Below are 22,904 nucleotides of genomic sequence, written 5' to 3'. Positions count from 1 at the left end.
GAAAAACTAATATAACCATTGTTGTTACAGGCATAGAAAAAATTTACTTAAATAAGCAGAAGTTTTCATTTCATTTTATTTGTTTCTGCCATAAAAATAAACTAGTTGGAAGAGCTGAGAGTATTCATTTGCAGCGAAAGTGGCGTTAGGACTTTAGTCCTTACACCACCGGGCGCGTTGAAGACTCGCGGGTTTTGCGAGGCTTCAACCGAGGAACGAGTTCGCTCTTTGGCTCGGGCCGTTCCGCGCAGCAATTGAATACTCTCAGCTCTGGAAACGGCATACGGCATACTTACCTAAACTCCTAATCTTTAGCTATTTAATCCAACACTATCATGTGAATAATAACTATCATCTGCAATTGCATTTTTCACAAAGTCAGCAATTGATTTCACTGAAACGTCATGTCCACCAAAAGGTTCACCTTTGCGAGTAATTTCATAATTAACTGGTCCATTAGTAAACCAGCCGGGACGAATAACGGTATAGTTCAAATCGGAACTTTCGATAGCATCAGCGGCCTCACGATAAGGACGAAGGACTCCGTTGTTACTCAAGTTTCCATTACTACCAACGGATGCAGGAATTTCGTTATAAATTCCCATTGACGTAATAAACAACATACGGGAAATATTGTTTCGATCCATCGCTTCAATAATCTTTTTAGCAAATTGACCCAAAGGACCACTTAAGGCAACAAAAACTGCATCTTGATTTTCCATGGCTTTATCTAAATCAGAATCAGATGTTACATCACCTGACATTGCAGTTTCACGGTCACTGACATTCAAACCACCAGCACTTCTAGCAAATAAAGTTAGCTTGTCGTCTGTTTCATTTAAAAGCGTTTGGCGAACTGCTCCACCAATTGTTCCTGTAGCTCCAATAATTAATACATTTGTCATTTTAAATTCCTCTTATTTATCAATAATTAATAGTGATTTAATAGCCGTTCTCTTATCCATTGCTTCATAAGCATCTTGAATATGATCAAGATCAAAACGTTGTGTAAAGACTTTGCCGGGATTAATCTCACCCTTCAAAACAGCATCCAATAAAATAGTCTTGTCATCTGTCGTTACTGAAGCAATTCCACCGCGTAGACCAATGTTCTTCCAGAATAGATTATTCGTATTCATTTCGGCTTTTTGTGGTACACCAACGCGACCAACAACGGCTCCAGGACGTCCAACTTTAACGGCTGTATCTACAGACTGTTCAGTTCCAACACACTCAAGAACCGCATCAGCACCGGTACCAGTCAATTCCATAACCTTAGCAACGGCTTCATCACCACGTTCTGCAATGATATCTGTTGCACCAAATTCTTTAGCCAATTTTTGACGATCTTCATGACGACTCATAGCAATAATGCGTTTAGCACCAAGTAATTTAGCAGAAAGAACACCACTCAAACCAACCGCACCGTCACCCATGACAACGACTGTATCGCCTTTTTTAACTTCGGCACTACGGGCAGCATGGAAACCAGTTGCCGCAACATCGGCCAAGGCTAGAAAATTGTTAAGCATATCATCAGAATAATCTTCAGGTTGACCAGGAATCTTGATCAAAGCCCAATTAGCATTTGTAAATCTTAAGTATTCACCTTGATAACCGCCATTGCCACCAGCTTCTTGATTCAAACAATCACCATCAAAACCAGCTAGGCAAGCAGCACAATGACCACAGCCATGTGTGAAAGGTGCAATTACAAAATCTCCAACTTTAACATCCTTAACATCTGAACCAACTGATTCGATAATTCCAATTGCTTCGTGACCAACAGTTGAACCTGCCTCACGTTTAGCAATACCACGATACCACCAAAGATCAGATCCGCAGACACAGGCACGAACGATTTTGATAATTGCATCAGTTGGTTTTTGGATAGTTGGTTTAGCGTATTCTCTGACTTCCATTTTTCCAGGTTCTACAAAGGTTGCTGCTCTCATATTTGAATATCTCCTCAAATTTTATTTATTTATTATTTTCTTGATTTAACTTACAAGTGATATATTACAATCATTTCGTTATTAGACCAATTTCAAATTTTAAAGTAATTAATAAGTTCTACTTATACAAAAAAGCAAGGGAATGACCGAATTGTCATTTCCTTGTTATATTTACACCACCGGGCGTGGAGTAGCTCTATGCCACCTTTACTGTGCCGTTTGGTGCAGCAATTGAATACTCTTGGATCAAGAAACTGCATACTTGCCTAAATTTTCAACTTTTAGTTACTTTATAAATAAAGCATCGGCATTGCTCAAAATATCTCTGATTCGGTAATTAAACTACGCTAAAAATATTATTACTAGACAACCAAAAACCAAACTTATTTGCAACTATACGTTTGGCTATATACATGCAGTGTCTCTAAACTAGCTTTCCAACTTCATTCAACTTAGCGATAACCGAATGTTTATGTGGAGATTTCATAATTGCTTCCGATAAATCATTGCCTGCAACGTTGCCGTGGTGTTTGCCACCCTTCCATGGTTCTACATCGGTCATATCATAAACAATTCCGTCAATGGCTACATAAGCTGGATTGCCATTTTCACCATTAAATTTCTTTAATTCCTCACGTGTAAATTTTTTGTCTGTCATCTAATTAACCTCAACTTTCAAAAATTATTATCTATAAATAGTATGGCATTTATCAGTAGATAAAGATAACTTTAACTCCCATAAAATTTATCAAATTCAATCTCTAGGCCGTCCATTCCCCGTCGTATAGCCTCTTTTATATCAACACCATTAGTCTGTAATCCCTGAATAAATTAAAAACTTATAGAACCTCATCAACTCTTCAAAGATGCCCTTTAAATACATTCGTGAAAATTCTAGTGGCGTATAGCAATCGGGGAACCTATCGTTGTGATTGCATCGAAAATTCTCTGACACTTATTCAAGATTAGAACTAAAACAATTCCAACAAAATTACGAAAATAATTATCACAATATTCCTTTCGAATGCGAATTAACACCACTAGGACAAGAATTATTTCAGAAGAACAATTACCAAAACATGCATTTAAAGACTTCCGACGGCAAAAATTATAATATCTGGTGGCTACAATCAATCTGAATTTAACTATATGGTGGAATATCTAATTACATTGGGTAAAAATGTAAAAATTAATTATCCTGATGAATTGAGACAAGCATATATTAATGAATTGAGAGGAATAATCAATCGCTACTAGCTGCTTGTGCAAACGCACACAAAAAGTCTATCATTGAACTAACTAAAGGTTGAAAGTTGAAAAATTAATCTAACCATTGTTATTACGGCATTAGAACTAGTTTATTGAAACAGGCAAAAAAAACTTTGTTTTATTGTTACTGCTATTAAAAAAACAAACTAGTTGGAAGAGCTGAGAGTATTCAATTGCAGCGAAAGTGGCGTTATTGCTTCAGCAATTACACCACCGGGCGTGTGTTGGAGACTCGCGGTTTTTGCGAGGCTTCAACCGAGGTTCGAGACCGCTTCCCAGGCTCGGGCCGTTCCGCGCAGCAATTGAATACTCTCAGCTCTGGAAACGGCATACTTAACTTTCAACCTTTAGTGAACTAAATAATATTTTTGGAGGTTAATATAATGGAAACTTTTGAAATGATTCAATCACGTAAGGCTGTTCGTAAATATTCTGGACAAATTACTGACGAACAACTTAACAACATTTTGTTGGCTGCTAATGCGGGATCAGTTGGCCTGGGTAAATTTGACGAATATCGTCTAACTGCTATTCAAAAACCAGAAATTTTATCACAAATGACAGGTATTTACGATGCCCCAACAGTTATAGTCGTTTCTGGTAAGAATAATGGTTTAATGGACGGAAATTCAGCTGGTACAATCGTGCACAACATGGAACTTGAGGCTGAAAATCAAGGCCTAGGAGCTAATTACAACATGGCAAGTCTGGGTTTCATTCCTGATGGAGTTATTCCAGATGGCTTTAAACCACTCTTTGCTTTGACATTGGGCCAAACAGATGAAACTTTCACACCACGCGAAATCTCTTTGAAAAGGATTCAAACTAATATCGTTAAATAATTAGATACTCAACAACTAGGATTTATTTGCTATAATCTTTTTAAGAGTGAATAAAGTTCTCAATTAGGAGATTTATCATGGGTGAACCAGTTGCGGCGATGAACATAAAAGTTACATTATTAATGTTTAGCAATCCCCAGAAAAACTTGGAGGAGACTTCGTGTTCCTATATCTATTCGTTACGACCAGCTTGAGATTTTAATCCAACTAGCATTTGGTATAGAAGAAGCAGATTTATATGAATTCACACCTTACGAAAAACAAATTCAATATATGAACTATCCCATGGACCCGGATGCCGGTTTTGATGGCGTTTCATTTTTAGCTGATAAAGGCTATCCTTATCCCGACCTAATCAATAATTCCATCATGCTTGAACTTGGCTCAGATTGGCAATTCGACATTGCATTAGAAAGAACTTTGTCATTTCGTTCACTTAAAAAGCTTCCACTTCCCTGCTGTCTCGAAGGTTCAGATAATGAAAATGAAGAAAATGTCCCCAAGTTTAATTACAGTGCTGTTAATAAAAACTACGCTTTATGGGCTCGAGCCGGTGAAAGAATGGTTCCCGGGTCAGGCCAATGGCCTTTCAATGATTAAAAAAAGGAGAATCTCTACATATGAATAAGCAATCCCCTGTAGCTATGGAAATAACCGTTAAATTATTAGATACAAAACCCGCAACTTGGAGAAAATTAATTGTTCCAATTGGTATTCGCTATGATCAATTACATGTTCTAATTCAATTGTCCTTTGGCTGGCAAAATGCTCACCTTTTCTCATTTAAACCTAAGAATAAAGATATTGAATATTTAAATTATATTGATGACTATGGTGATTTTTTTAATATCAAGCAAGTTTATGCTGATCAAGGATATTTATACCAGGATTTAAGTGACGATACTGTTCTCTATACGTATGATTTTGGTGAAGATTGGGAACACTTAATTACTTTGAAAAAATTGTTAACTTTCGAAGACTTGGATAACGCAATTATTCCATCATGTATTGCTGGTGCTGGCGGTAGCTTGGGCGAAGACGGTAATGCTCCTGACGCCGCTACAAGTCGGTTTAACCGTAAAAATATCAACAAAAATCTTTCCTTATGGTCAAAAGCTGGTGAACAGATGATTACTGGTGCTGATATGGGATTATTCCCTAATATGTAAAACTAAAGAGTCCATTATAAGAAATCGTATACTGATTTCCTATAATGGACTCTTTGATTTTGCTTCAATTGAGTTTATTTAGTTTTTTTATTCAGAGATTCTACATCATTAATCTATAAGATTTGCAAAATATTCTGTTTTGTCTGCTCCAAGATAATCTGATTGTCAGAAAGCATTGTAATTAAGTTTTTCAACAGAACTTCAACACGATTGAATTCTCTGGCAGAAAGATCCAGTCCTGTTAAATCAATAAACTCTTGCCATGTATTCTTAGACCAATACTCCGGAGTTTCCAGATATTTAGCATAAAAATAATCAACAACCTGCGGAATACCAATAATTATTTCGGAGACCCCTGTCATAAACGAGAAAACCTAATTCTTCTACTTTTTTCGCACCAATCCAGAGAAACAACATTGCTGAGTTGTCAGCACTTTGTCATCTGAAAGTATTGCTACCAAGCTTTTCAGTAAAATTGTGGTTTGCTTATATACATCGACTTCATTATCCCATTTCAACCTACCGGAAAAATTTTGTTGCAATATTCAAAACTTCTGCTCGAGAATTTCCAATCTCGAAGCCATGGTCAGCATCATCCAACAAATGCAAAGTGTCATTCGTATAAACATCGTCATAACGTGTTGACGCAATCTTATCTACGACTGTATCTTTCAAACCATGAACTAAACAAACAGGACCATGATATTCTTGAGCACTTTCATAGATTGGCAAAGTTTGTGCCGTTCTGAGATAAAAGCCACCCAAGGTTAAATCTTTCTTGATTGGTAATGTATCGGGAATATTGTGTGGATCGTATGTATACCCTTGAGTGCTGCCTTTCAAAGCATCATCCTTTAACGTTGCAGCAGGTGCTAGCAAAGCCAACTTGGCAATCTTTTCAGGGTAATAACCGGCTAGCATGCTGGCAACAACTCCACCTTGAGAATGTCCTAACAAATAAATTTTTTCGACGCCTGCAATTTGTCTAGCGTAATCCAAGATAGCCTTGCCATCGCTGATTTCATTTAAAACAGTCATATCAACAAATTTCCCATCTGATTGACCGTGACCATTAAAATCAAAGCGTAGAGTAGCCAAACCTTTTTCCTCAAAACGCTTGGCTAACTGATATAACAACTGGTCTGGATCAACTCCACGATTAGATGTGAATCCGTGCATCAGAATCACCAAATTAAACTTAGCAGCAGCCGGTTTATTGAAAGTTCCTCTTAAAGTTAAGCCATCACGCTCTATTTCGACATCCATTTTTATCATCCTTCTTCTAATAAGTTAAATGCTAACAAATTATGATTATTTTAATCTTATTTGGAAGATATTCAAAAAAATAACGAATTATTTATCCCTGCTGGCAATGCTAGGACAAGTTTCATTGATGCAGTGTTATTAGTGAGATTGACGGTATCGCCCTTTTGAATAATAAATATCTCAATCAAAAGCTAAACATCATCGGTCCATCAGCTTTCTCATATCAAGAAATGGCTAAAATCATGACTATAATTCTAGGAATTAAAATAACTTACAGCAAACCCAGCCTTTTTAAATTTCGGAAGACAATGTTGGAACGTGGAATCAAAAAGGATTTCGTTACTGTAATGGTCATGCTCTATTTGATAACTCAACTCGGTAATGCTAAAGAGGTGACCGACACCGCGGCCAAAGTATTGGGACACGCGCCACGAACAATTCAGAATTATATTTTTGATAATCAAAAATATTTTAAATAACGAAAAGAAGGAGAAAACAATTTAGTTTTCTCCTTCTTTCTACTATATGTATATATTTGTTCTGATTAATAAATCCATTTAATAATTAATGGTTGAAAGGCGAAAAATTAATATAACCGCCGATGTTACAGGCCTAGAGTTAATTTATTTAAAAAATTAGGAGTTTTCGTTTTATTATTCATTTTATTAATAAAAAAAAACTAGTTGGAAGAGCTGGGAGTATTCATTTGAAGCGAAAGTGGCGTTATTGCTTCAGCAATTACACCACCGGGCGTGTTGAAGACTCGCGGTTTTTGCGAGGCTTCAACCGAGGTCCGAGACCGTACCGTTCCGCGCAGCAATTGAATACTCTCAGCTCTGGAAACGGCATATTTAACTAAACTTTCAACCTTTAGTTAATAACTACATCTTTCCACCAAATACCGGATAAGCACTGGCAGCTCCATAATTCATTTGGTCTATTTTCATCAAAGTATCCATATCTTCAGCTGAAATTTCAAAATCGATCTCAGCATTAGACTTCATATGTTCTGGATTAGCTGACTTAGGTAAAACAATAACATTCAATTGCCAATCATAACGGATGCATAATTGTGGCACACTGACATTATATTTGGCAGCCATCTTTTTAATTTGTTCATCATTCATGGCAGCACCATGGGCAACTGGTGAGAATGCTTCCACTGCAATGCCATTATCTTGAGAATATTTAATAATATCCATTGGTGTATCTCCGATATGAATCTGAACTTGGTTAACAGCTGGTTTAGTGTCACTATTTTTAATCAAGTTGTCCAAATCTTCCTTATTAAAACTTGAAACCCCGATAGTCTTCAACTTACCAGCTTTGACAGCATCTTCCATTGCACGCCAAGTTTGTAAATTTCCTTCAAAATGACGGTCATTTCCTTGGTTAACTTCCGTCCATGGTTGTGGATTGTGAATAATCATCATATCCAAATAATCTAAGCTCATCTCGCTCAAAGTTTCATCGATTGATTTTTTAGCCTCATCGTAATTTTTAATTTCAGCGGCGACCTTAGAATTCACAAAAATCTTATCTCGACTGACACTGCTATCGCGAACTCCTTCACCGACACCACGTTCATTACCGTATGCTTGGGCAGTATCGATATGACGATAGCCAATATCAAGTGCACTCTTAACTGAATCAGCAACTTGATCATCAGGGATTTCCCAAACTCCTAAAGCTAATTTGGGAATTTTTACTCCATTATTTAAAGTGATTGTTTCATCAAAAATTGACATATGATTTCTCCTAATTTTTTTATTTTAAACTTCTTGTCCAGTAGGACGAATAACCATCTCATTAACGGCCATATTTGCTGGTGTATCAATGACAAAAGCTACAGCTTGAGCGATCTCTTCCGGTTGTAAAGCCATCATTTCAGCACCAGGTTGTTTCATAGCTGACTCAAGTCCCTCACGAACTTCCTTATTATTAATTGATTTGAACAGTTCAGTGTTAACTGATCCGGGGGCAATAATCGTCGTCTTAATATTATTAGCATGCTCTTCTTGACGTAGGCCTTCCATAATCGCACGGACTGCATACTTAGTTCCTGAATAAGCTGCGTAACCAGGTAAAACTTCGTATCCTAAAACTGATGAAGTGGTAATGATATGACCACTCTTTTGTTTCTTCATGACAGGTAAAGCTGCGGCAATTCCATTCAGAACACCTTTGACATTAATATCCAACATATTTTGCCATTCATTATGTGCCAATTGATCCAAGTTATTTACTGGCATAATTCCGGCATTGTTGAATAACACATCAACACGTCCATAAGCTGCAACAGTGTAGGCAATTACCTTCTCAACTTCATCAGACTTAGTTACATCTGCTTTAAAGGCTTTAATTTCAGCGTCAGGATTCTGTTTTTGGATTTCTTCCAAACGATCCAATCTACGCGCTGCAATACTTAATTTTGCACCTTTACTAGCTAACAAACGTACTGTAGCAGCACCAATTCCACTTGATGCTCCCATAATTACAACTACTTTATCTTTTAAACTCATAAAATTACTCCTTAATTGTTTTAATGATACGGGCTGGCACTCCACCAACCACGGTATTGGCAGGAACATTTTTTGTCACAACTGCACCCGCTGCTACGATAGCATTTTCACCAATAATCGTTCCCGGCGTGACGGTAACATTAGCACCTAGCCAAGCATTATCGTGAATATAGACCGGTTTAAAGCTCAAATGGCGTCTATCGTCAGGATTAGTACGATGATTAACAGATGTAATCGTAGTATTGGGCCCTATCAAAACATTGTCGCCAATATAAATTCCACCGAGATCAACAAACATTGAACAATTACTGATATAAACATTCTTTCCAATATGAAGGTTTTGTCCAAAGTCAGTATAAAATGGCAATCTAATTTCTGTAGTCTCATCAATCTTTTCATTGGTGATTTCACTGACAAATTCTCGAATTTCTGGTTGCGTATGTGGCGAATCATTCAATTGTTGCACTAAAATTTGATTGCGACGGTTGACCTTTTCAATTTGTTCATAGGCCTCTGTACCTACATCCATTTCTGATTTCATCTTAAGTACCTCTCTGATTGAATTCAGTATACAAAAAGATTATTATAATGTTAAATACTTATCATGAATCAATAGCCATACCTTTTAATTATAATAGGAGCATATCAATGGATGTGAGAGTTTTACGTTACTTTATCGCCATCGCTCAAGAACAAAATATTTCTCGAGCGGCCCGTTTATTACATATTTCCCAGCCAGCTTTATCACGACAAATCGCTGATTTGGAAACTAATCTCGGTACGCAATTATTTATTCGAGGTAAGCGTCAGATTCAATTGACTCAAGACGGTTATTACCTATTAGAACGTGCCCAGGAAATTGTTGGTTTAGTGGATAAAACTACCTACAATTTGCAAAAACAAGACGTTGTCAGTGGAACTTTAGATATTGGAGCTGGCGAAAGTATTGCGATTCAGTGTGTCATGGATACCGTTCACGACATTATCCATAAATATCCCGAGGTTCACGTCAACTTCACCAGTGGCGATTACACAATTATTGAATCCGCTCTTGATAGTGGGATTTTGGAATTCGGCATCATTATGGGCCATCACGAGTTAGGCAATTACAATACCTTGGAGTTACCTGATAAAAATCGTTGGGGCATTTTGATGCGTAAAGATGAACAATTGTCCACGCAAAAATTCATCCAACCAAGTGATCTGATTGGACGACCTTTACTAGTTTCTCATCAAATTAAACAACATCGTGACTTCAAAAATTGGAGCCAAGGTCTATTCGACCAGTTCAACTTCATAGGTACTTACAATTTGATTTTCAATGCTAGTTTATTAGTCAAAACTGGCGCCGGTATAGCCCTAACATATGAAAATCTAGTTGATATCTCAGCCGACAGTGACCTAACTTTTCGACCATTGTCACCGGAACTGACCGATCCGAATACTCTGATTTGGAGTAAGAAACGGACTTTACCCGATGTGGATCAGTTATTCCTAAAGACTCTTAAAGAAAAAATTGGAGAACCATCAAAATGAAAATTTACTTTGCAGCATCAATTCGTGGTGGACGTGACGATGTTAAAATTTACAAACAGTTGATTGATTTTCTCAAACAAGACAATCAAGTTTTGACAGAACACATTTGGGATTATTCTTTATCAGTAGCTGGGCAAAAACAGGATGATTCATATATTCGAAATCGTGATATTGCTTGGCTCAAAGAAGCTGACCTAGTGGTTGCCGAGACCTCCAATCCTAGCTTGGGCGTTGGTTACGAGCTTGGTTACGCGGAGAGGTTGCATAAGCCTGTCATTATCCTACATAATTCTAAGAACAGTCAGCTGTCTGCAATGATCAACGGAACCGATTATTTTAAAGATATTTTTGAATATTCGACAGTTGCTGAGGCAATTGAGATTTTAAAAAGGGTACTCAAATTATAGGGGGAACTACAGATGAAAACATCTAAATTAATAAGTTTAATTGCATTTTTAGCAATGGCTACAATTGGGGGATTATTAACTTCACAAAATGACGTTAAAGCTGCAAAGATTGCCACAACTACCACTAGAAGAGGACCTGCTCCCCTTTACACTTCCGATGGAACTGATATTACCGACCGGGCATTAAGTCCAAATACAGAATGGGCTGTCGGTAATATTATCACTACTGACCACGGACTTACTCTTTATCAAGTCGCTACCAATGAATATATGTCATACAGCGATGCTACTTTATCTGACATTCAAAATCCCGTTCAACAGCCTTTAATTGGTACCGTAATGACCAGACAACATGATGGCACTGTGACTATTGATAAAAACACAAATTATATCTCACATAACCCTAACTTACCTGAAGGTTCGAGATGGAAAATTGGTAAATGTATGGTAAATACTTTTGGTGAAATCTACGTTGAAGTTGCTAGAAATACATACGTTCCCGCAGTTCACATGGTATTTAATCAAATACTTCCTGAACCAACGTATGACGAATATTTCTTCTATTACTCATTAAGGGACCCACAAATGACCATTGGAACATATAACACCATAGATGGTTGGTTCAATTTCTAAATAACCTAATCTAAACAAATAAAAGGAAAATCCTAATCAAGGATTTTCCTTCTTTAGTTATTTTTCATAAGTTAGATATGCGACTCCATTAACTTTCTTAGCTGCCTCCAAATTGAATTCTTTAAATTTTGTTTTGTCAGAAAACAATGGAATGCCGCTACCTAAGACGATTGGAATGATACCGATTTGATAACTATCGATCAAATCACTATTTACTAACGGTGCAATAATGCTGCTCCCTCCGATAATCCAAATATCTTTCTTTGATGGTTGACTCTTCAACATCTCGACCAGATCCACCACATTGTCTCGAACAAAATTAATATTTCCAAGACTTTCAGTTGGATGTGTCGTCAGAATATAATTTTCAAACGAATCATACGGATAATTATTAGGTGATATTTCATTGGCGACTTGTTCATAAGTCTTTCGTCCCATCACCACCGTGTCAATATGCTTAGTCAATTTTTCATATTCATGATCAGTCGTTTCACCAGAGGTAAAGTTACTATCAAGCAAAAAGTCAATATTACCATCAGATTTAGCAATATAACCATCTAAGGTTTCAGCGATAAATAAGATAACTTTGCGTGCCATGATTCTGTCCTCCAATTGGCTCATTTAGTTGAGACAATTATATAATCAATCGGTGGAAAATACATTAAATCAAGCATTTTTTTCATTTTACTTTTTGTCATTTATTTTATTTATACAGATACTGCTATCTATTACTTCTAATTATTGTTATACTAAAACCGATGCAGCTTTTATAAGTGACTATCTCGGTCACTTTGTATCGGGAAATAGGCAGGTGTGGTCACCTGTCTATTTTTTTGCACTTTTTTAATCGCCGATGTTGGTACCATCAATAATTCTATGTAGAAAACTCTTTCCATTCTCAGGAGCTTCTACACCAAAATAGTCTGCGCCAGTAGCTCCAACATCCGAAAGTGTTGCTCGATCGCCTACGTATTTATTATGTGTACCTTCTTTATAAATCAATAATGGTGTACGTTCGCGTGTATGTAGTGTAAAGCCTATGGTTGGATCATCACCGTGATCAGCCATAACAATCAAAATATCATCGCCTGTATAAAGTGGTAATACCTCTTTTAACTTTTTGTCAGCTTTTTCCAAAACATCAGCATAACTAACGGGGTCTTCGGCATGACCGGCTAAATCTGTTTCTTGAATATTCATAAATAATAATCCGTTTTTCATATCCTTAGATTGATCTATGAATTTATCAAAAAGATAATTTGTATCTACACCAGGAAATCTTCTATTAGTATCAACATTAATAATATCTGACGTTTTACCAACTAATGCGACATCAATATTAGAACGATGAAGAATTTGAGGTAATTGCACTTTGGGGTTTATTCCATATCCAAGGTGAATAACGTGATAATCAACATTATAAACACCTGATTCAGGAGCAGAAACTCCAACATATTTTTCATGTTCAATCTTTAGAGCTTTTAATATATCTTTTAAAGTAACTTCACGACCACCAAAAGCAATTACACGAGAGACTTTAACAACGCTTCTAACAGATTCTCCCAATCTCGTGATTTCATTAAATGGCATTTCATCCAACGCAGCTGTGACATTATAAACTTGTCCTGGATCGGCCTCAAGATTATCGCCAATTGTTGCGCAATCATTTACAAGTAACATTTGGTACCCAGGTTCACCATATCTTTTAACACTAAACCCATCTTTTTTGACCTGTGTCTCAACTGTATCTATCACTTCATTAAATGGTTGCAATAATGGCATTTTGGGCTTTGTTCCCATTATTTCCTGATGAGCCAAATACGAATCCGCACCATGATGCATTAAGTTCGAAGTTCCCCAATTAGCCGTAGTAGAGAATTTAAAATTCCCTCTTTCCTCACCAATAGCATTCATTAATCCTAGTTTAATTAAATTTGGTATTTTAATTTGTGGAACCGCTTTAATGATGTTTAAAGCAGTATTGGCTCCAATATCATCTGGACGTACTCTCGGAACATCATCCATTGCACCAACACCAAAACTATCCAATACAATTACTCCAAACTTGCCCATATCACTTAACTCCTTTCGATAATTCTCTTCCCTGTGTATCGTACAAACCAATCAATCTTGGATTTTCGGTATGTAATCCTCTAACAAGTGCTACCGTACTTCTAGTTACAAACATCTGCGTTCGAGTCGACATTATTACTGGTAATCCTGATTTAAATTTTTTATTTAATTCTAAATAATAATCAATACTTGAATTATCTAATGGAAGAACTTCGGCCGATTCTATTCTTTCACCATCTTTAACAATGGCATTCTTTAAATGACCTCTGCGATAATATCCACCGCCATAAATGTAGCTATGCTCTCCGTAGCTGTGTGAAATCTCGCTAACATAACAGTAAGCCGGCTTTTCTGGTAAATCTTTTACAGCATGCATAGGAGTAGTTCCAGTAATAGAATGGCCTGGCTCGCCTTCTGTTCCACCAAGTTCTTTAATTAACTTAATTGATTTAGTGGCAGTTGCTGAAGGTAAACTAACGACAGAACATTCAACTCCGTGCTTACTAAATAATGCTTGAGATTTTTTTACTGTCTCCATATTAGATGTTGAGTGATAACTGCATGTCTTCTCATCAAACAAAATTGCCGGAAATGTCGTTAATCCAACAACTTTGATATTAGATAAATTATTTAGTTCATCTAATTGATCATCCAACTCTTCTAATGTGAAGCCTCCAACTTGTCCCGGGTAAATATCGTCTTCAGTAGCTTGAATTTTTAAAATGATGGCTTGAACTTTTCCAACTGACTTAGCAGCTTCATTCAAATCCACTACATTTTCAAGAGAATACATTGTGAAATATTTAGTTCCGTAAGAAACGATTTTCTCTAACAATGCCTTGGGAGTTTGAACTAAATGTCCTACATTGCCCAAATTTAAGTTATTTTCCATAAATACTTCAGCTTCACGAAAATCTACTACTACAGCATTTTCAATCCCCGCCGATTGAATTTCTTTAGCTACAATTGGATTTCTACCCAATTGCTTAGTCATATAAAGCAATTCAACTCCATATTTCTTAGCTTCATCTACCATCTTGACTGTATTTTCATGAATCATATCCAGGTCAATTACGTATGTGTCAGGTAAAATTTGACCCGTTTTATGTAGATTAAATGCAAAATCGATAAGTTCAGGATTTTGCTTTTCAAGTTGTTTCAAAAACATTATTATTCCACCACCTTACCAACACTGTTCTTTAGGATGCGTACTATTGTATCTGCGCCACATCTATATGGGTTAATGCGAATTGTCGTTTTAAGCAATTCCGGATCATATTCTTTAAATGTTCCAGAAACTCGATAAAACATTGGTACCATTTCATACTTTGACTCAGCGCCGACTGGATTAGGAGCGGCCCCTAATGAATTGGTATATTTCAAAACCTCCTGTGCAATTGGTTTTTCAAATTCAACTAATAAAACCTTTGATTGAGCATTTGCTACATAGGCTGATGAAATTCCCAAAACTTCATTATTGTTGAGTCTTTCAACCAATTCATTTACAACTCGAGCTTGATTTGCCAAGGCTACGGGTGCATAAGTTAAGCCTCGTAAAACATCCAATGCCTCATGACCTTGAACTTGAGATCCTCCCGAATAATTTTCTTTGCGCAACTGATCCAATTCCTTTTTATCGCCGACAATACACCCAATTCCTTCAGGACCTAGTAATTTGAAGGTCGAAAAGCAGCTAAGTGATGCTCCCAACTCAACACCAATTTTGTGAACCTTCATAACGGCATAATTATCATCTGTAACTATTGGAATTTCTGGATACTCCTCTTTAAGATAAGAAATAACTTTATCCATAGAATAAGAATCCTCTGGTTGTTGACGCGTATATTGAATTAAGATGGCTGAAACACCTACAGGTAATTTTTGAGCCTCAATTTTATTAAAATCTATCGCCACTGTCTTAATACCCATGCTGTCAATCGAAACCTTAGTTGTAGGATAAATTGGGGCTTGATGTACCAATAATGTTTCGCCAGGTTTCAATACAGCATGTAACGCTAATCTAATAGCTGATGTTCCTGATCCTCTGACCAACATTGCTGCTTCAGTACCAAAGAAATCAGCCAAAACTTCTTCAACCTTTTTAGTATATCTGGGCTGATTAAGGCCGGGAACGACTCCCAAATCCCCTCGACTCAGTAATTCATTGCCCTCGAAATGACGAGTCATTGTATCGACTAGTTTGAATTGTTTGTCTAGAGCTTCATCAACCGAAATGCTCTCTAATGGATAAGTTTTGAATTTAGGCATTGATATCACCGTAGATTCTTTGTGGATTTCTATCCAACATCTTATTGATGAATTCTTCAGAAATACCAGCTTCTTGAAGTTGAGGAACGAAGCTATCCAATAGGTATGAATAGCCATTACCCCCATTTTCCTTTAAGTGTGACTTTCTTGTGATATCCATTGACATTACAACCTGATCAGAAAATCCTGCTTTTTCAATATCCTTGAGCATTTGTACTCTGATGGAATCTGCTAAATAATTATTTTTACCAATAGTATCGAATTCAACATTAATACCTGTCTTCAACATATCAATCACATAATCAGAACTAGCCGATAAATCAACGTGTCCGATAACGATTTTGCTTAAATCCGCATGGTTTCGAACAAAATAATTAACTTGCTCATGGCCTAAAGTTCCAATTGAAGTATGTGTACTGATTGGACATCCTGTCTCTTTTTGGGCAATAACGGCGGCATCAAATACCTTGCCTTCACCTTCAGTCCACTTTCCTTGAGTAGTAGCAATCTCTCCGATAACGCCTGCCTTAACATTTGTTCCTTTTATTCCAACTTGAATATCCTTAATCATTCCTTCTGCCAATTGATTAACAGATAATCTGAATACCTCTATTGGTAGAAATGCATCTTGATAAAATCCAGTGGATTGAACAATATTGATTCCGGATTCTTCGGCTACTTTCTGTGCATAAGGAATATTTCTGCCCATGCCTCTATTTGTCATATCAATAACGTTTCGAATACCTTTAGAATACAAATCTTTAAACTCTTTGATTACAAGTTCTTGGGAATCAAGATGACAATCCTCATTGTGCTTAACTTCTGATAAATCAATCGGAATATGTTCGTGTGAATAAACCATACCAGGTACTAACATGTGAAATTCCTCTTTCCTATAATTTAAAAAATCATTATTACTCTCAAAATATTTAATAAAACACCAAATGCAATTGTTGCAATTGGACCAACTGCCATATCTACTAATGGTTTCTTTGATTTCTTGTTCAATAACCAGAAGCCAATAACCCAGAAGAATCCGATATTAGCAGCCATTTTATTACATGCAATAGCGGCACCAATTAATAAAGCAATTGCAATTGTATCTTGCAATGATGTTCTAATATGTTCGCCCATATCTCTCAAGCCAGGGAACTTATCCAACCCTTTAGCAGTAGCTGCCAATAGTTGAACTTCAATCCACATCCAAACGAAACCAGCAATAAATGCAACAACTGGTTGGCCTTTCAATAAAAGACCAATAGCAAAGATAATTGTTGTTCCGGCCATACCGTAAACACCGGTTACGATTGCTGTTGAGAATACTAATGGAATGAACCCAATGGCACGAGCAAATGTAGCAATAGCTGCTTCCATAACTTGATTTTTAACTAACAATTGTTGTGGAAGTACATCAACAGCAATAATTAACATACTTGATGCGGCTGTAATTAAACCACCCATAATTGATAACCAGATCCAGTTACCTTTAATACGACCAACACGTTTTGAGAATACATTGACTAAACTTGCATTGGAATTACCGTCACCCTTAATTTGAGCGGCAAAGTAAATCATACATACCATTGCAACCAACAAAGCCATACCAATGGCATTTAAAGTTATCGTGTAACCATTTACTTTGAAAGTACCAAATTTTGTAGCTAATAAGTAAGCTAAAAACGTTAATCCAAATGTGATGAAACCCTTTTTAGGATTGTGCTGACTTGCAACAGCAAGTGCTGGAAACGCACAGAATGCTAACAAAATCGGACCACTCATTAATGAAAGTGCTGGTAAGAAGTTGAATGGTAACATTTTGAACATTGCGACAATTGAAGAAAGTCCAAATAGTAAACCTGCGCCATAGATGGCACCGACGACTCCGGCTAAGGCTGTACCCCACTTATTGTCTGGAGTCCATGTACCAATAACATCGGCTGCTAGTAAAATACTATGAGCAACTAAAATAGTTGAACCAATGGAAACCGGAATACCAAAACCAATGATTAAACCAAAACTGACAGCAAAACTGGTAGCAGCTAATTCTTTTCTAGTAATCTTACCTTCAATATATTCAGGCATGATAGGTCTTAACCCATCATTAAATACGGCAATACCACGATTGGCTAAAATAGAACCGACCCCACCAACAGCAGCAATTAATATGTAATTAATCAGCGTAGTAACGTTCATTGTTATACCTTCCTTTATTTGTTTTCAATATACTGTATATTGTATATTGAAAGATAGATAAACAGAGTCCAAATTATTTCACTAAGTATTTCATTAAAATTGGTAGGACCGTATCTTTAGTATTAATAGTAAAGCCAAATGCTATTTTACCTTTATTATTTATTTGATCAGCAATTTCTTCTTCAGATAATACCTTTGATGGCGATGCTACAGTCACTGTTTTATCTGATCCCAAAAGTGCCGTTGCCATTGCCAATGCGCCACCAGCTCCAGTTTCACAAGCGCCAATATAATAATCTGCCTCACCTGCTTGAATAGCCATGGCAGCATCGAGATCATTCTTAACTGTTATTTCAACATCATTATCGCCAACTAATCTTTTCAAATCAGCCTCAATTTCATCTTTTCCCATTTGACCACCGATTACAATTTTAATCATTTTGATTCCTCCTTAATATGTTTAAAACATGCAACAAAATATACTGTGTTTCATCATCCGTAAATTCAACTGGTGACTTTGATTTTAAATCATTCCAGACGGATTCGGCAACTTTGTACTCTGGTTTATCAGAAATCTGTTCCCACATCTCATCTGGCATTTTATCTACTTTCTTGTTCTCAAACATTCTATTAATCGCTACTGATAAATGAATCAGTAACATTTCATTATCATTGCTGTAATAATTTTCCAAAAAATAGTCATCAACATCTGTTAAAAAATCAAAGGAATCCTGATCTAATTTACCTAGCCTATTTAATACCTTTAATTTTTCCTCAGTAGTTTCTTTCATACCTATCGTCTCCTAATATTCAGGTAAAATCTCACCGGAAATCACTGCTTTTTGAACGGACGTAATCTTATCAATATCCGCATATCTTTGTACAATTTCTTTAATGAAAGTATTACCTTTTTTACATAATAAGGCTGCGCTTGATGATTTTTTAATCAAATCACTGTCAATCGAACTGTATGAAACAGGATAATTTTTTTCTTCAACTTCATCCCTATTCCAAATGGCAGCATCAATACTTCCGTTCTCAATTCTTTGAACAATTTGATTGTATGGTGTTTCAATCATCTTAACGTCATGATTTTTAACAATCTCCTGAGTTAGAAGCTTGTAATCAATTGAATATGAATCAACACCGATACTCATACCATCGTATATAAAATCGTTTCTATCCTTTTTATGTACAATGACATGCTCTGACACATAAGTTTTTTGTGGAAGTAGTGAAACTAAATCAACGTCATTATTCTTTACTAAATAATCTGCGGTTAATCCTGATGTCACTATAAAGTCATAACGATTACTCTTTAATCCATTCAAACGATTGATAGAACCATTAACGTAGGCCAAATTTAAGTTCAACTTTTTGTCCTCAAACGACTTATAAAAACCGGTACTTAGGCCTTCATAATATTTTGTATATGGTAATGGCATTGCACAAACAATATTTCTGTCATCAAGGTAATTTAATAATTTATCTTGATCTTGGTCTACGAGATATGTTCCCATATGGCCTTTAGATACAGTTACAATTGCCTTATCAGCCTTCAAGGTTTCTAATGCACCTTGCATTGTTCCTCTAGAAGTATTGGTTTCGCTACATAGTTCATCAACTGTCGGAATTTTATCACCAATTCCAAGTGTAAAAAACTTCTTTGCTAAATAGATCAAAGCAATACCTTTTTTTTGATATTGTATTTCCCGCATTATTACATCTCTTTTCCAATATACAGTTTTTAATATATTGCTTTCAACGACATTAGTGTAAGCCCTTGCATAATTTATGTCAATATAATTTTTCTGTTCAAAATCTGTATATTCATATATATTCCTGTCCTATCTATTAGAACATACAAAAAAGGAATCATACAAATCTTTGTACGATTCTCTTAAATATCTTTTTACCGATTATATTTTTAAAAAAATTATTAAATAATACCAGCTGCCATATGTTTATTCATTTCGCTTTCACTCAAGGTCTTCTTAGTAAATCCTAGAATTAAGGCAGTTATGACAGTACCTATTAAAATACATCCGATGTATAGTAATGGTTTATTAGCTGCAACTGGAATTACAAAGATACCACCGTGAGGTGCCTGTAGTGTAATACCAAACATCATACTTAAAGCACCACCAACTGCTGCCCCGATAATATTAGCAGGAATTGTTCTCAAAGGATCGGCCGCAGCAAATGGAATGGCACCTTCAGTGATGAAACAGGCGCCTAAGATCCAGTTAGCCTTCCCAGCTTCTCTTTCTTGATTTGAGAATTTATTCTTAAATAATACTGTAGCCAAAGCAACCCCTAGCGGTGGAACCATACCACCAACCATTAATGCGGCGGAAGGTCCATAAATCTTTGAAGCAAACATCGCTAAACCAAAAGCTGATGCAGTTTTATTAATTGGTCCACCCATATCTGAGGCCATCATACCGGCCAAAAGGGCTCCCATAACAAAAGCACTAGAACCATTCATTGATTTCAACCATGTCGTTAGGAACGTATTAAAGTGAGACATAGGTGTGTTCAAAATAAAGAACATTACGAAACCAACTACAAAAGTTGCCAATAAAGGAATCAATAATACTGAAATCAAACCTTGGTATGTATGTGGAACATTCTTAGTTTTCTTAATAATAAATTTCGTTAAGTAACCACCTAAAAATCCAGCCAACATACCACCCAGGAATCCAGAACCACCATTCATGGCCATCATACCACCAATCATACCTGGTGCTAATCCTGGTTTATCAGCAATACTCCACGAAATATAAGCTGCCAAAACTGGAACATATAACTTAAATGCAGCGTTACCACCCATTTCATTAAAGAATGCTGCCCAAATGTTATATTGACTGCTTGTTGGATCACTAGCATAAATACCGAACATGAAGGAAATAGCTATAAAAATACCACCAACTACAACAAATGGAATCATGTAGGATACACCACTCATGGTATGCGTATAAAATGCTCTAGCAAAACTACCGCCCTTACTTTCTCCCTCGGTCTCTTCGCTTCTTTCTTCAACTTTTGAAATAGTTTCGGATTTAGTATCACCAGAACCTAAGGCTAAGGCATCAGTTACAAGCTGTTGTGGTTTATCAATGGCCTTCTTCACTGGTACGTCTAAGAATTTTCTCTCTCCAAAAACATCCGTGTCCACCTTAACATCATGCGCTACAACAATTGCATCAGCTTCGGCGATATCCTTTGCGGTAAGCCGATGTTCCACACCTGTTGATCCATTAGTTTGAATCTTATACTTCATTCCACGCTTTTTTGCTTCGTTTTCAAGTGCCTCGGCTGCCATATAAGTATGAGCAATTCCGGTCATACATGCAGAAATACCAATTAAGTATTTTCCATTATCTTCAGTTGCATTCTTCAAATCTTTTTCATTTGCTTTTGCTTCGTCCTGCTTGATTAAATCATTATAGATTTCGTCTTCGGTCATAGCAGTTAACAATTTAGCACGAAAATTCTCATCCATTAAAAAAGTAGAAATGGTTGATAACATTCGTAAATGCTCATCATTGGCACTTGCCGGAGCAGCAATCATGAATACCAAGTTAACGACTTCTTTATCCCATTGAATTCCACTCAAATTCTTTAGGATTACGATTGTTGCTCTATCTACTCCGTCAGATTTACCATGAGGTATTGCTACTCCATATCCAACAGCGGTAGATATTTCCTTTTCTCTTTTATTAACAGCATTTTGAAACGAGGTTACATCAGAAACATATCCATTTTTACCGAGTAATGAACTCATTTTTTCAATGGCTTCTTGTTTACTCATGGATGTATTAGAAATAATGATATTCTTTTTATCAATCACATCTTTAACATTCATAATTTTCTCCCTCTAAATCAAACATTAATTTATTTGAAATATAAGCTGGCCTTCCCTGTTGAATTAAACAAATCCATCTTATATTCAACGACATCTTGTGCTGCCCTACGTGCGCTTGGCATCAGTACGTTTGGCTCATAATCATCAGGTTTTTCAACCAATGTTTTGCGTAATTGATTAAAGAATGCTGTCTTCATATCTGTTGAAAGATTAATCTTGGCAACGCCATGCTCATATGTCTTACGGATTTCTTCATCTTTATTATCAGAACCACCATGTAATACCAATGGAATATCAACCGCTTCGTGAATCTTTTCCAAAAGATCAATTCTTAATTCTGGTTTTTCAACATGTGCATAGTGACCATGACGTGTTCCGATGGCAACAGCTAGTGTATCTACTCCTGTTGCTTCAACAAACTTTTTGGCATCCTCAGGGTCCGTATAAAGAATCTTGTTAACACCATTACTATCTACAGATAATTCATTACTTCCAATGGTTCCTAATTCGGCTTCTACTGAAACACCAACTGCATGTGCTGCTTCAACACACTTCTTAGTAATCGCAATATTCTCTTCCCAAGGTTTGGCCGATGTATCAATCATTACTGAGCTATAGCCGTTTCTAATCCCCTTGAGAATATCTTGGTAAGTACCACCATGATCAACGTGAATAGCCATTGGAATTCTTGTACGATTTACGGCCTGTCTGACATAAGCAACAAAATCTTCACTAATGAAACTCAATTCATCTGGATGAATTTGAATAATTGCCGGAGCATTCTTTTTTTCAGCTGCATTGATAATTGCTTCTACAAATTCACTGTTTGAAACATTATATGATCCAACCGCGAACTTATTTTTGTATGCTACATCTAGTAAATCAACCATATTCATTAACATT

General features: G+C 36.4%; 26 protein-coding genes. 7 read left to right on the top strand and 19 right to left on the bottom strand.

Annotated elements, in window-relative coordinates:
* Positions 1-311 precede the first annotated feature (311 nt).
* The 3 genes from FFM71_RS00930 to FFM71_RS00920 all read right to left on the bottom strand — a co-directional run bounded on the left by FFM71_RS00930 (position 312) and on the right by FFM71_RS00920 (position 2,613).
* Positions 312-905 (bottom strand): NAD(P)H-binding protein, encoded by a 594-nt coding sequence (locus FFM71_RS00930; RefSeq protein ID WP_137610299.1) that lies wholly within the window; start codon positions 903-905, stop codon positions 312-314.
* Between the two features lie 12 nt (positions 906-917).
* Positions 918-1,955, bottom strand: coding sequence for a zinc-dependent alcohol dehydrogenase family protein (locus FFM71_RS00925; RefSeq protein ID WP_137610298.1), 1,038 nt, complete (start codon positions 1,953-1,955; stop codon positions 918-920).
* A 424-nt stretch (positions 1,956-2,379) separates the two neighbouring features.
* A complete protein-coding gene (locus FFM71_RS00920) occupies positions 2,380-2,613 on the bottom strand; it encodes a cytochrome b5 domain-containing protein (protein ID WP_137610297.1) in 234 nt (77 codons plus the stop codon).
* 994 nt (positions 2,614-3,607) lie between these two features.
* Between FFM71_RS00920 and FFM71_RS00915 the strand changes: the two genes are divergently transcribed.
* The 3 genes from FFM71_RS00915 to FFM71_RS00905 all read left to right on the top strand — a co-directional run bounded on the left by FFM71_RS00915 (position 3,608) and on the right by FFM71_RS00905 (position 5,235).
* Entirely contained in the window at positions 3,608-4,066 is a 459-nt protein-coding gene (locus tag FFM71_RS00915) for a nitroreductase family protein (RefSeq protein WP_137610296.1), read from the top strand.
* Between the two features lie 132 nt (positions 4,067-4,198).
* Positions 4,199-4,666, top strand: coding sequence for an IS1096 element passenger TnpR family protein (locus FFM71_RS00910; RefSeq protein ID WP_137610295.1), 468 nt, complete (start codon positions 4,199-4,201; stop codon positions 4,664-4,666).
* 20 nt (positions 4,667-4,686) lie between these two features.
* Positions 4,687-5,235 carry a plasmid pRiA4b ORF-3 family protein gene (locus FFM71_RS00905; RefSeq protein ID WP_137610294.1) on the top strand — a complete coding sequence of 183 codons (549 nt, stop codon included), beginning with the start codon at positions 4,687-4,689 and terminating at the stop codon, positions 5,233-5,235.
* Between the two features lie 113 nt (positions 5,236-5,348).
* Here the strand turns inward: FFM71_RS00905 and FFM71_RS00900 are convergent, their stop codons facing one another.
* Both FFM71_RS00900 and FFM71_RS00895 read right to left on the bottom strand, forming a co-directional pair.
* Positions 5,349-5,597, bottom strand: a complete 249-nt coding sequence (locus FFM71_RS00900) for a hypothetical protein (RefSeq protein ID WP_137610293.1) — start codon at positions 5,595-5,597, stop codon at positions 5,349-5,351.
* A gap of 157 nt (positions 5,598-5,754) precedes the next feature.
* Complete coding sequence (locus FFM71_RS00895) at positions 5,755-6,501, bottom strand: alpha/beta hydrolase (RefSeq protein WP_137610292.1); 747 nt, start codon at positions 6,499-6,501, stop codon at positions 5,755-5,757.
* Between the two features lie 164 nt (positions 6,502-6,665).
* Here FFM71_RS00895 and FFM71_RS00890 point away from each other — a divergent pair, with 164 nt between their 5' ends.
* The gene (locus FFM71_RS00890) at positions 6,666-6,980 is read left to right on the top strand and encodes a Rossmann-fold NAD(P)-binding domain-containing protein (protein ID WP_137610291.1); all 315 of its coding nucleotides are present in this window, start codon (positions 6,666-6,668) and stop codon (positions 6,978-6,980) included.
* Positions 6,981-7,382: 402 nt separating this feature from the next.
* On the opposite strand, the gene FFM71_RS00885 is transcribed toward FFM71_RS00890, so the two are convergent.
* From FFM71_RS00885 to FFM71_RS00875, 3 genes are read right to left on the bottom strand one after another with little or no spacing between them, the layout of a single operon-like run.
* A complete protein-coding gene (locus FFM71_RS00885; protein WP_137610290.1) occupies positions 7,383-8,249 on the bottom strand; it encodes an aldo/keto reductase in 867 nt (288 codons plus the stop codon).
* A gap of 24 nt (positions 8,250-8,273) precedes the next feature.
* Positions 8,274-9,023, bottom strand: a complete 750-nt coding sequence (locus FFM71_RS00880) for an SDR family oxidoreductase (protein WP_137610289.1) — start codon at positions 9,021-9,023, stop codon at positions 8,274-8,276.
* A gap of 4 nt (positions 9,024-9,027) precedes the next feature.
* Complete coding sequence (locus FFM71_RS00875) at positions 9,028-9,564, bottom strand: DapH/DapD/GlmU-related protein (RefSeq protein WP_137610288.1); 537 nt, start codon at positions 9,562-9,564, stop codon at positions 9,028-9,030.
* 107 nt (positions 9,565-9,671) lie between these two features.
* Between FFM71_RS00875 and FFM71_RS00870 the strand changes: the two genes are divergently transcribed.
* Genes FFM71_RS00870 through FFM71_RS00860 form a run of 3 tightly spaced genes read left to right on the top strand, consistent with a single transcriptional unit; the run spans position 9,672 to position 11,599 of the window.
* The gene (locus FFM71_RS00870; protein WP_137610287.1) at positions 9,672-10,559 is read left to right on the top strand and encodes a LysR family transcriptional regulator; all 888 of its coding nucleotides are present in this window, start codon (positions 9,672-9,674) and stop codon (positions 10,557-10,559) included.
* A complete protein-coding gene (locus tag FFM71_RS00865; protein ID WP_137610286.1) occupies positions 10,556-10,966 on the top strand; it encodes a nucleoside 2-deoxyribosyltransferase in 411 nt (136 codons plus the stop codon). The genes FFM71_RS00870 and FFM71_RS00865 overlap by 4 nt, the downstream gene beginning before the upstream one ends.
* 12 nt (positions 10,967-10,978) lie before the next feature.
* Positions 10,979-11,599 (top strand): hypothetical protein, encoded by a 621-nt coding sequence (locus tag FFM71_RS00860; RefSeq protein WP_137610285.1) that lies wholly within the window; start codon positions 10,979-10,981, stop codon positions 11,597-11,599.
* A gap of 57 nt (positions 11,600-11,656) precedes the next feature.
* Here FFM71_RS00860 and FFM71_RS00855 read toward each other — a convergent pair whose 3' ends face one another.
* From FFM71_RS00855 to FFM71_RS00805, 11 genes are all read right to left on the bottom strand, one after another.
* A complete protein-coding gene (locus FFM71_RS00855; protein ID WP_137610284.1) occupies positions 11,657-12,196 on the bottom strand; it encodes a dihydrofolate reductase family protein in 540 nt (179 codons plus the stop codon).
* 246 nt (positions 12,197-12,442) lie between these two features.
* The gene (locus FFM71_RS00850) at positions 12,443-13,672 is read right to left on the bottom strand and encodes a phosphopentomutase (protein ID WP_137610283.1); all 1,230 of its coding nucleotides are present in this window, start codon (positions 13,670-13,672) and stop codon (positions 12,443-12,445) included.
* 1 nt (position 13,673) lies between these two features.
* A complete protein-coding gene (locus tag FFM71_RS00845) occupies positions 13,674-14,840 on the bottom strand; it encodes a YhfX family PLP-dependent enzyme (RefSeq protein WP_137610282.1) in 1,167 nt (388 codons plus the stop codon).
* Positions 14,841-14,842: 2 nt separating this feature from the next.
* On the bottom strand, positions 14,843-15,940 hold the full coding sequence (locus FFM71_RS00840) for an aminotransferase class V-fold PLP-dependent enzyme (RefSeq protein ID WP_137610281.1): 1,098 nt from the start codon (positions 15,938-15,940) through the stop codon (positions 14,843-14,845).
* The gene (locus tag FFM71_RS00835; protein ID WP_137610280.1) at positions 15,933-16,817 is read right to left on the bottom strand and encodes a phosphotriesterase family protein; all 885 of its coding nucleotides are present in this window, start codon (positions 16,815-16,817) and stop codon (positions 15,933-15,935) included. Before FFM71_RS00835 ends, FFM71_RS00840 begins: the two co-directional genes overlap by 8 nt.
* 23 nt (positions 16,818-16,840) lie before the next feature.
* Positions 16,841-18,133, bottom strand: coding sequence for a YhfT family protein (locus tag FFM71_RS00830; protein WP_137610279.1), 1,293 nt, complete (start codon positions 18,131-18,133; stop codon positions 16,841-16,843).
* A gap of 73 nt (positions 18,134-18,206) precedes the next feature.
* The gene (locus FFM71_RS00825; RefSeq protein ID WP_137610278.1) at positions 18,207-18,572 is read right to left on the bottom strand and encodes a DUF2620 domain-containing protein; all 366 of its coding nucleotides are present in this window, start codon (positions 18,570-18,572) and stop codon (positions 18,207-18,209) included.
* Positions 18,565-18,924 carry a PRD domain-containing protein gene (locus tag FFM71_RS00820; protein ID WP_137610277.1) on the bottom strand — a complete coding sequence of 120 codons (360 nt, stop codon included), beginning with the start codon at positions 18,922-18,924 and terminating at the stop codon, positions 18,565-18,567. The genes FFM71_RS00825 and FFM71_RS00820 overlap by 8 nt, the downstream gene beginning before the upstream one ends.
* 12 nt (positions 18,925-18,936) lie before the next feature.
* Positions 18,937-19,851 (bottom strand): GntR family transcriptional regulator YhfZ, encoded by a 915-nt coding sequence (gene yhfZ / locus FFM71_RS00815; RefSeq protein ID WP_137610276.1) that lies wholly within the window; start codon positions 19,849-19,851, stop codon positions 18,937-18,939.
* A 221-nt stretch (positions 19,852-20,072) separates the two neighbouring features.
* Positions 20,073-22,001: a PTS fructose transporter subunit IIABC gene (locus FFM71_RS00810; RefSeq protein ID WP_137610275.1), complete on the bottom strand. Its 1,929-nt coding sequence runs from the start codon at positions 21,999-22,001 to the stop codon at positions 20,073-20,075.
* A gap of 29 nt (positions 22,002-22,030) precedes the next feature.
* Complete coding sequence (locus tag FFM71_RS00805; RefSeq protein ID WP_137610274.1) at positions 22,031-22,903, bottom strand: ketose-bisphosphate aldolase; 873 nt, start codon at positions 22,901-22,903, stop codon at positions 22,031-22,033.
* Position 22,904 lies beyond the last annotated feature (1 nt).

This window comes from Companilactobacillus huachuanensis (assembly GCF_005404815.1).
Classification (GTDB): Bacteria; Bacillota; Bacilli; order Lactobacillales; family Lactobacillaceae; genus Companilactobacillus; species Companilactobacillus huachuanensis.
This window is presented reverse-complemented; position numbering and strand designations above follow the sequence as displayed.

Excerpts from the sequence above, each read along its gene's own strand:
- FFM71_RS00930 (WP_137610299.1), bottom strand. The coding sequence starts at position 905 with ATGACAAATGTATTAATTATTGGAGCTACAGGAACAATTGGTGGAGCA.
- FFM71_RS00925 (WP_137610298.1), bottom strand. The coding sequence starts at position 1,955 with ATGAGAGCAGCAACCTTTGTAGAACCTGGAAAAATGGAAGTCAGAGAA.
- FFM71_RS00920 (WP_137610297.1), bottom strand. The coding sequence starts at position 2,613 with ATGACAGACAAAAAATTTACACGTGAGGAATTAAAGAAATTTAATGGT.
- FFM71_RS00915 (WP_137610296.1), top strand. The coding sequence starts at position 3,608 with ATGGAAACTTTTGAAATGATTCAATCACGTAAGGCTGTTCGTAAATAT.
- FFM71_RS00905 (WP_137610294.1), top strand. The coding sequence starts at position 4,687 with ATGAATAAGCAATCCCCTGTAGCTATGGAAATAACCGTTAAATTATTA.
- FFM71_RS00900 (WP_137610293.1), bottom strand. The coding sequence starts at position 5,597 with ATGACAGGGGTCTCCGAAATAATTATTGGTATTCCGCAGGTTGTTGAT.
- FFM71_RS00895 (WP_137610292.1), bottom strand. The coding sequence starts at position 6,501 with ATGGATGTCGAAATAGAGCGTGATGGCTTAACTTTAAGAGGAACTTTC.
- FFM71_RS00885 (WP_137610290.1), bottom strand. The coding sequence starts at position 8,249 with ATGTCAATTTTTGATGAAACAATCACTTTAAATAATGGAGTAAAAATT.
- FFM71_RS00880 (WP_137610289.1), bottom strand. The coding sequence starts at position 9,023 with ATGAGTTTAAAAGATAAAGTAGTTGTAATTATGGGAGCATCAAGTGGA.
- FFM71_RS00875 (WP_137610288.1), bottom strand. The coding sequence starts at position 9,564 with ATGAAATCAGAAATGGATGTAGGTACAGAGGCCTATGAACAAATTGAA.
- FFM71_RS00870 (WP_137610287.1), top strand. The coding sequence starts at position 9,672 with ATGGATGTGAGAGTTTTACGTTACTTTATCGCCATCGCTCAAGAACAA.
- FFM71_RS00865 (WP_137610286.1), top strand. The coding sequence starts at position 10,556 with ATGAAAATTTACTTTGCAGCATCAATTCGTGGTGGACGTGACGATGTT.
- FFM71_RS00860 (WP_137610285.1), top strand. The coding sequence starts at position 10,979 with ATGAAAACATCTAAATTAATAAGTTTAATTGCATTTTTAGCAATGGCT.
- FFM71_RS00855 (WP_137610284.1), bottom strand. The coding sequence starts at position 12,196 with ATGGCACGCAAAGTTATCTTATTTATCGCTGAAACCTTAGATGGTTAT.
- FFM71_RS00850 (WP_137610283.1), bottom strand. The coding sequence starts at position 13,672 with ATGGGCAAGTTTGGAGTAATTGTATTGGATAGTTTTGGTGTTGGTGCA.
- FFM71_RS00845 (WP_137610282.1), bottom strand. The coding sequence starts at position 14,840 with ATGTTTTTGAAACAACTTGAAAAGCAAAATCCTGAACTTATCGATTTT.
- FFM71_RS00840 (WP_137610281.1), bottom strand. The coding sequence starts at position 15,940 with ATGCCTAAATTCAAAACTTATCCATTAGAGAGCATTTCGGTTGATGAA.
- FFM71_RS00835 (WP_137610280.1), bottom strand. The coding sequence starts at position 16,817 with ATGTTAGTACCTGGTATGGTTTATTCACACGAACATATTCCGATTGAT.
- FFM71_RS00830 (WP_137610279.1), bottom strand. The coding sequence starts at position 18,133 with ATGAACGTTACTACGCTGATTAATTACATATTAATTGCTGCTGTTGGT.
- FFM71_RS00825 (WP_137610278.1), bottom strand. The coding sequence starts at position 18,572 with ATGATTAAAATTGTAATCGGTGGTCAAATGGGAAAAGATGAAATTGAG.
- FFM71_RS00820 (WP_137610277.1), bottom strand. The coding sequence starts at position 18,924 with ATGAAAGAAACTACTGAGGAAAAATTAAAGGTATTAAATAGGCTAGGT.
- yhfZ (WP_137610276.1), bottom strand. The coding sequence starts at position 19,851 with ATGCGGGAAATACAATATCAAAAAAAAGGTATTGCTTTGATCTATTTA.
- FFM71_RS00810 (WP_137610275.1), bottom strand. The coding sequence starts at position 22,001 with ATGAATGTTAAAGATGTGATTGATAAAAAGAATATCATTATTTCTAAT.
- FFM71_RS00805 (WP_137610274.1), bottom strand. The coding sequence starts at position 22,903 with ATGTTAATGAATATGGTTGATTTACTAGATGTAGCATACAAAAATAAG.